Raw genomic sequence first — 13,866 nt, 5'->3', positions numbered from 1 at the left:
AGGTGCGGGGGCGAGGTGCGGGGGCGAGGGGCGAGGTGCGGGGCAGCTTAGGCTGGAGGGATGCGAGTGGCGGAATGGATGCGGGGGCGACGCCGGGCATCCGCTGTACCCGAAGTAGGCCCAGGCAGCATGAGCTCGAAGCCTCGCTTGAATCGCGACGTGATCGTGCTCGGCGTCATCGCCTTCTTCGTGATGGTGGGGTTCGGCGTTGTCGTTCCGGTGCTTCCGGTCTATGTGCAGAGTTTTGGGGTGGGCAACCTCGAGGTCGGGGCGGTCGTCTCGGCGTTCGCGCTCATGCGTTTCGTGTTCAGTCCGGTCTGTGGGCGCCTGATCGACTGGGCGGGGGAGCGCACCGTGCTGGCAATCGGCATCGGAATCGTCGCCCTGTCCAGCGGGCTGGTCGGCGCCGCAGACAGCTACCTGCAACTGCTGCTGCTGCGCGGCGCGGGCGGTATCGGCTCAGCCATGTTCTCGGTGTCGGCGATGACGCTGTTGCTGCGCACGGCGGAACCGGGCCGACGGGCCCGCGCGATCGGCTTCTATCAGGGCGGATTTCTCATCGGCGGCATGGCCGGCCCGGCGATCGGCAGCCTGCTCGTCACGATCTCCCTGACGGCGCCCTTCTTCTTCTACGCTGGTACCCTCACCGTGGCTGGCCTGGTCGGGCTGTTTCTCTTGCGCTCGGGCGGGCGAAGCGGCGCGCTGGCCGGAGGCGACGCATCCGTCGTGCGCACGCCGTTTCGCACCGTGCTGCGCGATGAGCGGTTTCGCGCGGCCTGCATCGCCAACTTTGCCCAGGGCTGGACCTCGCTCGGGGTGCGCACGACACTCATTCCCCTGTTCGTCGTCGTGGTTCTCGGCGGAACGAGTTCGTGGACCGGAATCGCCCTCGCCGCCGCCGCCGTGGCCCAGGCCCTCGCCCTCGCTCCGGCCGCCCGCTTTGTCGACACCGTTGGGCGTAGACCGGCCATCATTGGGGCGTTCACTATCGCCGGACTCGCGATTGTAGCGATCTCGTTCTCACCGAATATCTGGGTTCTCGGCGCCCTGCTCTGCGTCTACGGAGTTGCCGCCGCGTTCATGGGCACGGCGCCGGCCGCAGCCGTAGGCGATGCCGCCGGTGCGCACGGGGGCCGCCCGGTGTCGGTGTTCTCCATGTGCGCGGACGCCGGTGCGATCGTCGGTCCGCTCGTCGCGGGCCTGCTCGTTGACACCTTCTCGTTCTCGGCCGGGTTCGCGGTCGGCGGGATGTTCCTTGTCATCGCGGCCATCTATGCAGTGCGGATGCCGGTGGAACGGCGCGTCTGAGAATTTGGGAATGAAACCCGATATGCATGCGTTTGCATCAATATCGAACGTTTGATTTGCCAAAGAGAGGACCTCATGACCGTCCAGACCACCGGACTGCACCATGTCACCGCGATCGCGGGCGCCCCACAGAGCAACATCGACTTCTACGTGACCGGGCTCGGCCTGCGCCTCGTCAAGAAAACCGTGAACTTCGATGACCCGGGAACTTATCACCTTTACTACGGCGACGATTCCGGCCGACCCGGCTCACTGCTCACTTTCTTTCCCTGGACCGGTATTCAAAGCGGTCGCATCGGCGCCGGCCAATCGACCACGACCGCGTTCTCGGTTCCGGCCGGCAGCATCGGCTGGTGGAAGGACCACTTCGCCAAGCTTGGCGTGGAGTCCGACGTGACCGGGCGCTCCTCCCACGAGGAGCGGCTCTCACTGCGTGACCCGGACGGACTGCAGCTGGATCTGGTGGCGTCGTCGACGGTGGATCCGCGTAATCCCTGGGATTCCGCATCCGTTCCCGCCGAGTTCGCGGTGCGCGGCCAGCACTCCTCCGTGCTCACCGTGGCCGACCCGGCGAAGACCGTGCAGGTGCTCACGGCCGACCTGGGCATGCATATCATCAGTGAAACGGCGGGCCGCATTCGCGTGGGCGCCGGCGATGGCGCGCCCGGCAACCTCGTCGACGTGCTGGCCGACCCCAGGAATGAGCCCGGTTTGACCGCCGGCGGCAGCGTGCACCACGTGGCCTTCCGGGTGCCTGACCGGGCCACCCAGGTCGAATGGCGTGAGCAGCTCGCGGACCGCGGCTACAGCGTGACCGCCATTCTCGACCGCCAGTACTTCACCTCGATCTACTTTCGCGAACCCGGTGGCGTACTGTTCGAAATCGCCACCGACACCCCCGGATTCGACATTGACGAGCCGCTCCTCGAGCTCGGCCGGTCGCTCAAGCTTCCGCCGTGGCTCGAGCCGAGCCGCGAGGCCATTGAGAATGCGGTCGTGCCGATCACTCTGCCGCCCGGGAACAACCCCGGGGCAGCGGATGCTGCGGCGCCGGTTTCGGCTGCCGCCTCGGTCACCGAATGAGGGTCGCGGCGCACACGTCGAGCGGACCGGCCGAATGAGCGCCGTGAACGAGACTGCGCCGTGAACGAGACTGCGCAGTGGCCGCACCTGTTCCGGCCCGGTTCTGTCTCAGCGCCCGTGCTGCTGATGCTGCACGGTACCGGCGGCGATGAACAACAGGTCAGTGGTCTGGCCGCGGCGCTCGATCGAAACGCCGCCGTGCTCGCCCCGCGCGGTCGCGTTCAGGAGAGCGGTATGAACCGCTGGTTCCGGCGCCTGTCAGAGGGTGTCTTCGACACCGACGACGTGGTTCGCCGAGCCGACGAGCTGGCCGGATTTTTGGTCTGGGCGCGTGACCACTACGAGTTGGGTGACCGCTCGCTGGTCGCCGTCGGATTCTCGAACGGCGCCAACATCGCACTTGCGACGGCGCTGTTACACCCCGAGGTGGTGCCGCGCGTGATCGCGTTCTCTGGCATGCATCCGCTCGACCAGGCTGCATCGAATGCAAAACCTGACGCGCGGGTCGCCGGGAACGAGCTGGCGGCATCCGCTCTGCTGCTACTGAACGGTCGCAGCGACCCGATGGCACCGCTGCCGAGCGTTCAGAAACTCGTGACGTTGCTCGAAGCGCGCGGCGCGCAGGTGCAGCAGGAGCTGCGCCCTGGCGGGCACGGCATTGCCGAAACGGATGTTGCCGCCGCGGTGGCGTGGCTGGGTGCCGTCTTATAGCCTGCCGCAAGTGTGCGAAGTGCCCGTTCCCACGGGTACTTTTCGCGCCCGAACGGGCTAGCGGAGTTCTTTTCGACCCGAGATGACGCCGCTCACCGTGGCGACGACGGCGAAGACCACGGTGATGATGGGGAAGCCGAGGTCCCACCAGGCGATCGCGGCTGCGCCGAAGATGGCGATCTCGATGAAGGCCTTACCGAACGGGTCGAGTCGGAACACGGCCTTCGGGGACCGGAACAGGGCCCAGACCAGTATCGCGAAAGCCGGGGTCGCGAGGCCGAACAAGATACCGGGCCAGGGGAGTGGCCAGGCGATGAAGCCCCAGAATCCGAGGCTGATGAAGGCGAAGAGTTCGAGCACGAACCGAAGCATGTCGTTGGGGCCGACTTTCGGGAGGCCGCGCGTATCTGTCACCCGTCAAGCTTAGCGATGCCCTCCGCCCCCGCGGCCCGGGCCTGGACCCTGGGCCCAGGATAGAAACTGGGCCCCGGGTCAGAAGGTGGGCCCGCGAATCCGCGCGGTTACTTGAAGATGATCGTGCGCGCCCCGTCGAGCAGTACCCGGTTCTCGGCAAACCACTTCACCGCCTGGGTCAGTGTGCGGCTCTCCTCGTCTTGTCCGATCGACACCAGCTCCGTCGGGGTGCGCGAATGATCGACCCGCACCACGTTCTGCTCGATGATCGGTCCCTCATCGAGGTCGCCGGTCACGAAGTGCGCCGTCGCCCCAATCAGCTTCACGCCGCGGGCGTGCGCCTGGCGGTACGGGTTGGCCCCCTTGAACCCCGGCAGGAACGAGTGGTGAATGTTGATCGCCCGACCGTTGAGCCGAGCGCACAGTTCGGGCGAGAGAATCTGCATGTAGCGGGCGAGCACGACGAGTTCGATATCGAGCTCGTCGACAGCGTCGATGACGCGGGCCTCGAAAGCGGCCTTGCTGGCGGCATCCGTTATCGGCAACGACTCGAACGGAACGCCGTAAAACCCGACCAGGTCGCGCAGCGTGCCGTGATTGCTCAGCACGAGCGGAATCTCGACCGGCAACTGCCCGCCACGCTGGCGAAACAGCAGGTCGTTCACGCAGTGGCCGGCCGACGAGGCGAGCACGAGTGTGCGCAGCGGACGCCCGACGACATCGATGATCGACGCCATCGCGTAGCGTTCGATCACGGGCGCGAGCGCCGCCTCGAGCTCGGGCCGGGTCGCCGGCGACTGCACCTGCAGCCGCATGAAAAAACGCCCGGTGTCATCACTGGAGAACTGCTGGCTCTCGGAGATATTGCCCTGCGCTTGCACGATCGCGCCGCTGACCGCGTGAACGATTCCGGGCTGGTCGGCACAGACCAGCGTGATAACCCAGTGATGTGGGGTGGAAGAAGTCATTACCTCAGAATACCGGGCGGTCGAGCGGATGCCGTGGTCCGACAAGTCTGCCGATCACCTCGTGTGGGTAGACTACCCGGTGGTCGTCCTGAACAAGGCGGCCCCGGGCGCGCACGTCGGCGCGCAGTCGAGTGGTTTTGACGTCGGTGTGCATGGTCCCACCGGTCGGCTTCGACTCTCAGCATGAATGCAGACATGACCAATACAGCCAATATTTTTCTGCCCACCGGGTCGATCCCCGTCGTGCCTCCCGCCCGCACCCACGCGAGTGAACCTCCGTTTCCCTGGGTCGGATTGATCACCCTGTCGGCTGCCGTATTTCTTTCAGTCACGAGCGAAATGTTACCGACGGGCCTGCTCCCCGAAATGAGCGGCAGTCTGGGCGTCGCCCAGTCGCAAATCGGGCTTCTGGTCTCGTGGTTCGCCTTCACGGTCGTGCTCACGAGCGCCCCGGTCGCAATTTGGACCCGCCGCTTTCCGCGCCACGGCCTGATCATCGTTGTGCTCATCATCTTCGCGGTGAGCAATATCCTCACCGCCATCGCTCCGACCTACGAGTTCGTCGTTGCCGCCCGAGTGCTCGGCGGCGTCGCGCACGGCTTGTTCTGGTCGGTTGTCGGCGCCTACGCTGCCCACCTCGTGCCGAAGGCGCAGATCGGTCGCGCGGTTTCCATCACGGTCGCGGGCGGCACTCTCGCCTTCGTCTTCGGGGTTCCGGTCGGCACTGCGGGCGGGCATCTGCTCGGCTGGCGGCTCTCTTTCGTCGTGCTCGCCGCCCTGATGCTCGTCGGTGCGGTACTGGTCTGGAAGTTTCTGCCGCCGGTGGCGCGGCACTCTACGGGCGCATCGGCATCCGCTGACCCGACCAAATCGGCAACGAAAAACCGTCGGGACGCGACTGTACCGGCGGTGGTGTTGATCTGCAGCATCACCGGCATCACGATGATCGGCCACTACAGTTTCTATACGTACATCACGCCGTTCCTGCTCGATGGGCTCGGCGTCGACCCCGTTCTTCTGGCCCCGCTGCTCTTCGCCTATGGCGTGGCTGGTGCTGTCGGATTGCTGCTCGTCGGCACGGTTTTCGGTTCCCGACCGAGCCTCGGCCTGGTTCTGGGCCTCGCCGCGAGCGCCGTCAGCGTGAGCCTGCTCGCCCTGTTCACGGCGACCCTGCCCGTCGCGATCGCCGCGTTCGTGCTCTGGGGCATGGTGTTCGGCATGCTGCCCCCGCTCATGCAAACGCGGATGCTGCACGCCGCGTCGCCGCATATCCGCGATACCGCAAGTGCCTTCTACACCACCGCGTTCAACGCTGGTATCGGCGGCGGCGCACTGCTCGGCGCCGTGCTGATTGACAGCGTCGGGCTCGAAACGGTGCCGATCGTCTATGTCGGGGTGCTGGTCGTGGCGCTGGTGCTCGTGATCATTACCGACCGCATGGCGACCCGCCGCAGCAGCTGAACGCCGCAGCGACCAAACGCCGAGCAGCGCGATGCTCAGGGAAGGCGGATGGCTAGTGGCGGGGTCGGTCGGACAACGGACGGTTGGCGACGACCGGCACGTGGCCGGTGAAGCCCTCGCGGGCCGCTGCGATCTCGAGAATGCGGCCGCGGCAGGCATACCAGCCGATCATCAGTCCCGGAATGATGAGCACGAGTGAACTGATCGTGAGCGTGCCGACCGGCCAGTCGAATGCCATCAATACGAGCACCCCGACCAGGAACACGAGCGTCACGTAGCCGGAGTATGGCGCCCACGGCATGCGGAACACCGGGCGCACCAGAATGCCCCGTTTAGCCCAGGCTTGCAGTCGAAGCTGGCACAGCACGATCATGCCCCAAGCGCTCACGATGCCGATCGCAGCCATGTTGAGCACGATCTCGAATGCATTGTCGGGCACGATGGCGTTGAGTCCGACGCCGAGCAGCGTTACGGCACCGGTCAGCAGGATGCCGCCGAACGGCACCCCGTTGCGGCTGATCTTGCCCGCGAAGCGCGGCGCCGACCCGGCGAGCGACATCGACCGGAGTATGCGTCCAGTGGAATATAAGCCAGCATTGAGCGAGGACAACGCCGCTGTGAGCACGACGAGGTTCATGACCACGTCGACGCCATCGACCCCGATCGTGGCAAAAAAAGTGACGAACGGGCTCTCGCCGGCCTTGTAGGCCGTGTACGGCAAGAGCAGTGAGAGCAGCAGGATCGAGCCCACGTAGAACACCGCGATGCGAATGATGACCGTATTGATCGCCTTCGGCATCACCTTCTCGGGGTTCTTCGTCTCGCCCGCTGTCGTGCCGACCAGCTCGATCGAAGCGTAGGCAAAGACGACGCCCTGTACGACCAAAACGGATGCGATCAGCCCGTTGGGCAGCCAGCCCCCGTTTTCCCCGATCAGCGCAAACCCAGCCGTGGCGCCGTCCAGCGGCGTGCCGAAAATCACCATCCAGGTTCCCACGATCAGGAACGCCACGATCGCGAGCACCTTGATGAGCGCGAACCAGAATTCCATCTCCCCGAACACCTTGACCGAGAGGAGGTTGAGGAACATGACCAGGCTGAGAGCCGCGAGGGCATACAGCCATTGCGGCACCGAACCGAACGGTGCCCAGTAGGTGGCGAAGAAGTTCATATACAGCGCAACCGCTGTCACATCGACGATGGCTGTCATGGCCCAGTTCAGCCAGTACAGCCAGCCGGTCACGAAAGCCGTCTTCTCGCCGAAGAACTCGCGTGCGTATGACACGAAGGAGCCGGAACTCGGACGGTGCAGCACCAGTTCACCGAGCGCCCGCAGAATGAGAAAGGCGAAGAAGCCGCAGATTGCATAAATGACGACCAGGGCGGGACCGGCGCTGGCCAGGCGTCCGCCAGCGCCGAGGAACAACCCGGTGCCGATCGCTCCACCGATCGCAATCATCTGTACGTGGCGAGACTTCAGTCCCTTATGCAGCGCGTCATCTTCGTGCACGCTCAGGGCGTCTTCGATGTGCTCGAAGGGGGTCTCTCCGGGCGGATTTGCGTGGTCGTGGTGTCCGTGCGGCTCAGAAGGAGAGGAACCCGGTGCGGGGGTGGAGGAGGGCTTCTGGCCGTGGGTGGGGCTCACAACGGTGCTCGATTTCGTTGGCTGGACGCTCACGAGCAACTTCTTCAGAACGAAAACAGTGCGTTCGAAGAAACGGTCGAGAGTGTCGCGGAAAGTGGCCGGAAACGGTCAGTTCGCGCGCATCTAGCGGCGAGCGACGTCGGCCGGGTGGATAACGTAACCCTACCCCGCGGTCCGATGTGCCCGGCTGGGAGATGCGCCGGACTTCCACTTCCCCGTCCGGGGCACCGAACGGCGGGTAGAATTGGTTTTCACGCCCTGACCAGACACGCCTGACCAGACAAGCCCGACCTGACTAGCCCGGAGGACGCATGGTTCCATTCCTCCTCGCATTCATCGTCATGTCGGTACTCACGCCCGGGCTCACCCGGTATCTGGGTACCCGCGTCTTCTACCTGATCGCCCTGCTGCCGGCCGGCGCCTTTGCCTACACGCTCACCCAGACGGCCACGGTCACCGCGGGTGGGGCCGTCACCCAGTCGATCCCATGGATTCCGCAGCTCGGCATCAGCCTCTCCTTTCGGGTCGACACCCTGGCCTGGTTGCTCGCCCTCGTCGTCACCGGGATCGGCGCCCTCGTACTGGTCTACTGCGCCCGCTACTTCACCGATCAAGAACCCAGCCTCGGTCGTTTCGCCGCGCTGCTGCTCGCCTTCGCGGGCACCATGTACGGGCTGGTCACCGCAGACGACCTGGTGATCATGTTCATGTTCTGGGAGATCACGAGCGTGCTCTCCTACCTGCTGATCGGGCATTACACGCACAAACGCGAGAGTCGCGGCGCCGCCCTGCAGGCCCTGATCGTGACGACCTTCGGCGGCCTGGTGATGCTGGTCGGCGTCGTGATGATCTCGGTCGCTTCCGGTACGACGAGCCTCGCCTACATCGTGGCGCACCCGGTGACCACCCAGATGGGCACCTGGGCGATTCTGCTCATTTTGGTCGGGGCGCTTTCCAAGAGTGCCCTCGTGCCGTTCCATTTCTGGCTGCCCGCCGCGATGGCCGCGCCGACCCCGGTCAGCGCTTACCTGCACGCCGCCGCCATGGTCAAGGCCGGCATCTACATCGTCGCCCGGCTCGCCCCCGGTTATGCCGACAGCGACGGCTGGCTGCCGGTGCTCGTCACCTTCGGCGTGTGGACCATGGTCGTCGGGGCCTGGCGGGCGCTGCGTCAGTATGACCTCAAGCTGCTGCTGGCCTACGGCACGGTCAGCCAGCTCGGCTTTCTCATGATCGCGATCGGGTTCAACACCCGCGACACCGCGCTCGCCGGCGCCGCTCTGCTGCTGGCGCACGCCGTGTACAAAGCCACACTCTTTCTCGTGGTCGGGGTCATCGACCACCGGGCAGGCACTCGAGACTGGCGCAAACTCAGCGGCGTCGGTCGCAGCGCCCCGGCGCTGGCCGTCATCGCTTTCGTGGCGGTCGCGTCGATGGCAGGCCTGCCGCCGCTTTTGGGTTTCGTCGCCAAGGAAGCCGTGTTCACCTCACTACTCGACGCCGGTGTCGGCGGTTCCGGCTGGGGTTATGCGGCGCTGATCGGCACGGCCGTTGGATCCGTTCTCACCGTGGCCTACAGCATCCGTTTCTTCTGGGGCGCGTTCGGAACGCGCAAGAAGCAGCCGGCCACAGTGCTGCACGCGAGTCCGTGGGACACGCTTCTCGCCCCCGGTGTACTCACAGTGGCGACCATCGGCCTTGGCCTGTTCGCCTCGGTGCTCGACCCGTTGCTCACGCCCTACGCTGACACGGTGCCGGGCGTCGGCAGCCTGACCGAACCGCCGTATCACCTCGCGCTCTGGCATGGGCTGGAACCGGCACTGTACCTGAGCGCGGTTGTCCTGCTGCTCGGAGCTCTCATGTTCCGCGCTCGCCGCAAAGTATTGCGACTGCAGGCCAAGGTGCCCGACGTTATCGATGCCGGCCGCGGCTACGGCAAAGCCATTCGCGGTGTCGACCATCTTGCAGCCCGGGTCACTCATTTTGCCCAGCGTGGCGGGCTCCCGCAATACCTGGGCACCATCCTCACCGTTTTCGTGCTCGCCCTCGGCTTTGCAGCCTTCGTCAACCGCACCTGGCCGGACACAATCGTGTGGTGGGACTACCCCGGCCAGGTGCTTATTGCACTGATCATGGCCATCTGCGCGGTCATGGCAGCGCGGGTCGGGCAGCGGATGACCGCGGTCATCCTTGCCGGTGTCACCGGTTACGGCCTCGTCGCCCTGTTCGCTTTTCACGGCGCGCCCGACCTCGCCCTCACCCAGGCCTTGGTGGAATCGATCACCCTCGTGATTTTCGTGCTGGTATTGCGCCGCCTGCCCGCAAACATCGCCCAGCACAACAAACCGGTGCGCCCCAAACGCCGCCTGCTGATCGGCAGCCTCGTGGGCCTGGTCATGGGAACAATCGGCTTCATCGCGCTCGGCGCCCGCCAGTTCGACAGCATCGCCGGCGCCCTGCCCCGATTGTCGGTCGAAGAGGGTCACGGCGACAACATCGTCAACGTGATGCTCGTCGACATGCGCGCCTGGGACACCATGGGCGAGGTATCGGTGCTCATCGTCGTGGCGACCGGCGTCGCGAGCCTGCTGTTCGTCTCGGGTCGCAATGCGGTCGTGCCGCGACTGAAGGAATCCCGCAGCCTGCGCTCGGCGGCCAACCGCCGTCGAGTCGTCGCCGACCCCGAACTCTCGAGCGAGGGCCACGCCGTCACCCGGCAGGCTTTCCTGCTCGCCGGGCGTAAAAATGATCCGCGCAGCCGGTCGATTCTCATCGAAGTGCTCGTGCGGCTGCTCTTCCACCCCGCAATGATCGTGTCGATCTACCTGCTCTTCGCCGGCCACGACCTGCCCGGCGGCGGATTCGCCGGGGGACTGCTGGCGGGCCTGGCGCTCGTGGCCCGGTATCTCGCCGGCGGACGCTACGAGCTCAGTGAAGCGGCCCCGATCGACCCGGGCAAGCTTCTCGGCTTCGGCGTCATCCTCGCCGTGGGGATGGCCGTCGTCTCGCTGTTCTTCGACGGCCTGCCGCTTGAATCGGCTTACTTCACGGCGACCGTGCCCGTGCTCGGCGACCTGTCGTTTGGCACCTCGACCATCTTTGACATCGGTGTCTACCTCGTCGTCATCGGCCTGACCTACGACATTCTGCGCAGCCTCGGCAGCGAGATTGATCGGCAGAGTGACAATGACGAGATCGGGCCGCCGCCGGACACCGCTCCCGAGGGCGCATCCACGACAACTCCCGAGCAGGTCACCCGATGAGCGCCTCCCTGACCCTCGTCATCGTGATGGCCGTCATGTACGCGGCCGGCGTCTACGTGATGCTTGAACGCAGCCTCACCCGGGTTCTGATCGGCTTTCTGCTGGTCGGCAACGCCGCCAATCTGCTCATCTTCATCATGAGCGGCCGGCCGGGCAGCGCGCCGATTGTCACCGGTGCGAGCGTCGAAGATATGGTCGACCCGATTCCGCAGGTGCTCATGCTCACCGCGATCGTGATCAACTTCGGCATCACCGCACTGCTGCTCGCCCTCATCTACCGGTCGTGGTGGCTGGCCCAGCTCGGCGACGAGGGCGATACCCTCACCGACGAACACGCCACCGAGAGTGGCGACGATGCCGACGCCACGTTCCGTTCTTCCTCTGATGACGACGACGCGGTCGCCGAGTCGATCGACGAGTTTGAGCGCGGTGACGGCGCGACGAGCGACGAAGACATCGTCTCCACCAAAACGGATGCTGCCGGCGGGGCCGCCGCCTCCGCTTCCAACCGGGGGGACACGCGGTGACCGCGCTCGTTCCCCTCATCGTCTGCCTGCCGCTGCTCGGAGCGGCCGTAGCGCTGATGCTCGGCCGGCGCCGCCGCCTCCAGGTGCTGGTCAGCGTGCTGAGCCTCACCGCCGCCACGGTGATGAGCGCCGTGCTGCTCGTGTTGGTCGACCGGTTCGGCCCGGCCGTGGTGCAGGTCGGCGGTTGGGAGGCACCGTGGGGAATCGTGCTCGTCGTCGATCGGCTCTCGGCGCTCATGCTGCTCATCTCGGCGCTCATGCTGCTCGGCGTGCTGGTGTTTGCGGTGGGCCAGGGCATCATCGACGGTGACACCGAGACTCCGGTCTCGATCTTTCACCCCACCTATCTCGTGCTCGCCGCCGGATTGTTCAACGCCTTCGTCGCCGGCGACCTGTTCTCGATGTACGTCGGTTTTGAGATGCTGCTCTCGGCCAGTTATGTGCTGCTGACCCTCGGCGGCACCGGCGCGCGCATTCGGGTGGGCATCACCTATATCGTCGTGAGCCTGGTGTCGTCCATGCTCTTTCTCAGCGCGATCGCCCTGATCTACGGCGCCACCGGCACTGTCACTCTCGCCTTGATCGCCGAGCGGATGCCCGACCTCCCCGCCGACATCCGGCTGATTCTGGGGCTGTTGTTGCTGGTCGCCTTCGGGGTGAAGGCGGCCGTATTTCCGATGTCATTCTGGCTGCCGGACTCCTACCCGACGGCGCCGGCGCCGGTCACCGCGGTGTTCGCCGGGCTGCTTACCAAGGTCGGTGTCTACGCGATCCTGCGCACCCAGACCTTGTTCTTTCCCGACAACCAGTTCTCGATGCCGCTCATGATCGTCGCCGCGCTGACCCTGCTCGTGGGCATTCTTGGTGCGCTCGCCCAGGCCGACATCAAACGACTGCTCTCGTTCACCCTGGTCAGCCACATCGGCTTCATGCTGTTCGGTATCGCGATTGGCACTCCGCTGGCTATTGCCGCGACCATCTTCTACGTTGTGCACCACATCGTTGTGCAGACGACGTTGTTTCTCACCACGGGGCTGATCGACCGTGTCGGTGGCACCACGTCGCTCTCGCGCCTCGGCGGGCTGCTGCGGTCATCGCCGCTCGTGGCCATCCTGTTCTTCCTGGGTGCCCTCAACCTCGGAGGGATCCCGCCGTTCTCGGGCTTTCTCGGCAAGATCGCTTTGTTTCAGGCCGGCACGATCGTGGGCGACCCGATCATCTTCGTGCTGATCGGAGTCGGGGCGCTCACCTCGCTGCTCACCCTGTATGCCCTGGCCCGGGCCTGGAACATGGCGTTCTGGCGGCCGAAACAGCAGGTCACGGATTACCCCTCGTCAATGTCGGTGTCGCTCGTGGAAGACCCGCACGACGAGGGAATCGTGTTGAAGAAGACGATCTCCCCGCTCATGATCGGGGCGACCACCTCCATGCTCGTGTTGACCCTGGCTCTGACGGTGTTCGCCGGGCCCATCTTCGACTTCACCACGCGGGCAGCCGCCAATATCAGCTCGCCGTCGACGTATATCGACGCCGTGTTTCCAAGCGGCACCGGTTCTATTGCCGAGAGTAACGTGGGCACCAACTTCGAAGGTGGCGCGAAGTGACCACACCGCGTGAACGCCTCGAAGCCGTGGGCAACCAGATTCCGCCGCTGATCGCCCTGATCGTGCTGTGGATGCTGCTGTGGGGCGAGTTCTCCTGGCTCAACCTGCTGGTCGCTTTCGTCGTGGGCATCGTGGTGACCGTGGCGTTCTACCTGGTGCCGGTGCAACTGAGCGGTCGGGTGCATCCGCTGCACGCCGTCGTGTTCTTCGTGCGCCTCATTCTGGATATCGTTCGGGCGTCGATCGACGTGGCCTGGCTGGCGATCAAGCCGAAGCTGGTCTCGAGCAACGCAATCCTGGCGATTCGCCTGCATACCCGCAGTGACCTCATTCTCACCTGGACCGCCGTCGCCACGTCGATCGTGCCCGGCTCGATCGTGGTGGACATCGACCGGGAATCTTCTATTTTGTATCTGCACGTGCTCGACATGCACAGCGCCGCTGACATCGAGAGTTTTCGTCGGCAGGTACTCGATACCGAGCAGCGTATTGTGCGCGGGTTCGGCTCACGCGAAGACGTCGAGCGGATGCGCGGGGTGCCGCCCGCCAACCGTCGCACCGCTCGCAGCGTCGACCAAAATGAACAGGGACCATTATGATTCTGCAGATTGTGGCCGTGGTCGCTTCGATCATGTTCGGGATCGCGGCGCTTTTCTCGGTGTATCGCATCGTCGTCGGCCCGAGCGTGCTTGACCGGGTCATCGCCTCCGATGTGCTGGTCGCGACGATCATCTGCGCCCTCGGCGCGGAGATGGCATTGAACCGGCACACCGACAACCTGCCGGTGTTGCTCGTACTGGCCCTGTTCGCGGTACTCGGGTCGCTGAGCGTCGCCCGCTTTCTGCCCGGGCGGGACAGCGCATGAGCGCCCCACTGTTCGGC

General features: G+C 65.3%; 13 protein-coding genes. 9 read left to right on the top strand and 4 right to left on the bottom strand.

Annotated features, from left to right (window positions below; all coding sequences use genetic code 11):
• The first annotated feature begins 129 nt into the window (after positions 1 to 129).
• The 3 genes from E3T27_RS11485 to E3T27_RS11475 all read left to right on the top strand — a co-directional run bounded on the left by E3T27_RS11485 (position 130) and on the right by E3T27_RS11475 (position 3,102).
• Entirely contained in the window at positions 130 to 1,308 is a 1,179-nt protein-coding gene (locus E3T27_RS11485; protein ID WP_134572870.1) for an MFS transporter, read from the top strand.
• Positions 1,309 to 1,383: 75 nt separating this feature from the next.
• Positions 1,384 to 2,391 carry a ring-cleaving dioxygenase gene (locus tag E3T27_RS11480; protein ID WP_134572868.1) on the top strand — a complete coding sequence of 336 codons (1,008 nt, stop codon included), beginning with the start codon at positions 1,384 to 1,386 and terminating at the stop codon, positions 2,389 to 2,391.
• A 60-nt stretch (positions 2,392 to 2,451) separates the two neighbouring features.
• The gene (locus E3T27_RS11475; RefSeq protein ID WP_241992226.1) at positions 2,452 to 3,102 is read left to right on the top strand and encodes an alpha/beta hydrolase; all 651 of its coding nucleotides are present in this window, start codon (positions 2,452 to 2,454) and stop codon (positions 3,100 to 3,102) included.
• Positions 3,103 to 3,159: 57 nt separating this feature from the next.
• Here E3T27_RS11475 and E3T27_RS11470 read toward each other — a convergent pair whose 3' ends face one another.
• From E3T27_RS11470 to E3T27_RS16595, 3 genes are all read right to left on the bottom strand, one after another.
• Complete coding sequence (locus E3T27_RS11470; RefSeq protein WP_241992225.1) at positions 3,160 to 3,516, bottom strand: YrdB family protein; 357 nt, start codon at positions 3,514 to 3,516, stop codon at positions 3,160 to 3,162.
• A 107-nt stretch (positions 3,517 to 3,623) separates the two neighbouring features.
• The gene (purU, locus tag E3T27_RS11465; RefSeq protein WP_104200381.1) at positions 3,624 to 4,484 is read right to left on the bottom strand and encodes a formyltetrahydrofolate deformylase; all 861 of its coding nucleotides are present in this window, start codon (positions 4,482 to 4,484) and stop codon (positions 3,624 to 3,626) included.
• 4 nt (positions 4,485 to 4,488) lie between these two features.
• A complete protein-coding gene (locus tag E3T27_RS16595; protein ID WP_158251915.1) occupies positions 4,489 to 4,638 on the bottom strand; it encodes a hypothetical protein in 150 nt (49 codons plus the stop codon).
• Between the two features lie 41 nt (positions 4,639 to 4,679).
• On the opposite strand from E3T27_RS16595, the gene E3T27_RS11460 reads away from it, so the two are divergent.
• Positions 4,680 to 5,945, top strand: a complete 1,266-nt coding sequence (locus E3T27_RS11460) for an MFS transporter (RefSeq protein WP_134572867.1) — start codon at positions 4,680 to 4,682, stop codon at positions 5,943 to 5,945.
• Positions 5,946 to 5,997: 52 nt separating this feature from the next.
• On the opposite strand, the gene E3T27_RS11455 is transcribed toward E3T27_RS11460, so the two are convergent.
• Positions 5,998 to 7,473, bottom strand: a complete 1,476-nt coding sequence (locus tag E3T27_RS11455; RefSeq protein WP_241992236.1) for an amino acid permease — start codon at positions 7,471 to 7,473, stop codon at positions 5,998 to 6,000.
• Positions 7,474 to 7,901: 428 nt separating this feature from the next.
• Between E3T27_RS11455 and E3T27_RS11450 the strand changes: the two genes are divergently transcribed.
• From E3T27_RS11450 to E3T27_RS11430, 5 genes are read left to right on the top strand one after another with little or no spacing between them, the layout of a single operon-like run.
• Positions 7,902 to 10,853 (top strand): Na+/H+ antiporter subunit A, encoded by a 2,952-nt coding sequence (locus tag E3T27_RS11450; RefSeq protein ID WP_134572865.1) that lies wholly within the window; start codon positions 7,902 to 7,904, stop codon positions 10,851 to 10,853.
• Positions 10,850 to 11,380 carry a sodium:proton antiporter gene (locus E3T27_RS11445; RefSeq protein WP_134572863.1) on the top strand — a complete coding sequence of 177 codons (531 nt, stop codon included), beginning with the start codon at positions 10,850 to 10,852 and terminating at the stop codon, positions 11,378 to 11,380. Before E3T27_RS11450 ends, E3T27_RS11445 begins: the two co-directional genes overlap by 4 nt.
• Positions 11,377 to 12,984, top strand: coding sequence for a Na+/H+ antiporter subunit D (locus E3T27_RS11440; protein ID WP_134572861.1), 1,608 nt, complete (start codon positions 11,377 to 11,379; stop codon positions 12,982 to 12,984). The genes E3T27_RS11445 and E3T27_RS11440 overlap by 4 nt, the downstream gene beginning before the upstream one ends.
• Entirely contained in the window at positions 12,981 to 13,583 is a 603-nt protein-coding gene (locus E3T27_RS11435) for a Na+/H+ antiporter subunit E (protein WP_104198383.1), read from the top strand. The genes E3T27_RS11440 and E3T27_RS11435 overlap by 4 nt, the downstream gene beginning before the upstream one ends.
• On the top strand, positions 13,580 to 13,849 hold the full coding sequence (locus tag E3T27_RS11430; protein ID WP_174722211.1) for a monovalent cation/H+ antiporter complex subunit F: 270 nt from the start codon (positions 13,580 to 13,582) through the stop codon (positions 13,847 to 13,849). The genes E3T27_RS11435 and E3T27_RS11430 overlap by 4 nt, the downstream gene beginning before the upstream one ends.
• Positions 13,850 to 13,866 lie beyond the last annotated feature (17 nt).

It is taken from the genome of Cryobacterium lyxosi (genome assembly GCF_004403345.1).
GTDB classification, from domain to species: Bacteria; Actinomycetota; Actinomycetes; order Actinomycetales; family Microbacteriaceae; genus Cryobacterium; species Cryobacterium lyxosi.
Note: the sequence above shows the minus strand (reverse complement) of the source record. Positions and strands in the feature narration are given on the sequence as shown.

Excerpts from the sequence above, each read along its gene's own strand:
- E3T27_RS11485 (WP_134572870.1), top strand. The coding sequence starts at position 130 with ATGAGCTCGAAGCCTCGCTTGAATCGCGACGTGATCGTGCTCGGCGTC.
- E3T27_RS11480 (WP_134572868.1), top strand. The coding sequence starts at position 1,384 with ATGACCGTCCAGACCACCGGACTGCACCATGTCACCGCGATCGCGGGC.
- purU (WP_104200381.1), bottom strand. The coding sequence starts at position 4,484 with ATGACTTCTTCCACCCCACATCACTGGGTTATCACGCTGGTCTGTGCC.
- E3T27_RS16595 (WP_158251915.1), bottom strand. The coding sequence starts at position 4,638 with ATGCACACCGACGTCAAAACCACTCGACTGCGCGCCGACGTGCGCGCC.
- E3T27_RS11460 (WP_134572867.1), top strand. The coding sequence starts at position 4,680 with ATGACCAATACAGCCAATATTTTTCTGCCCACCGGGTCGATCCCCGTC.
- E3T27_RS11450 (WP_134572865.1), top strand. The coding sequence starts at position 7,902 with ATGGTTCCATTCCTCCTCGCATTCATCGTCATGTCGGTACTCACGCCC.
- E3T27_RS11445 (WP_134572863.1), top strand. The coding sequence starts at position 10,850 with ATGAGCGCCTCCCTGACCCTCGTCATCGTGATGGCCGTCATGTACGCG.
- E3T27_RS11430 (WP_174722211.1), top strand. The coding sequence starts at position 13,580 with ATGATTCTGCAGATTGTGGCCGTGGTCGCTTCGATCATGTTCGGGATC.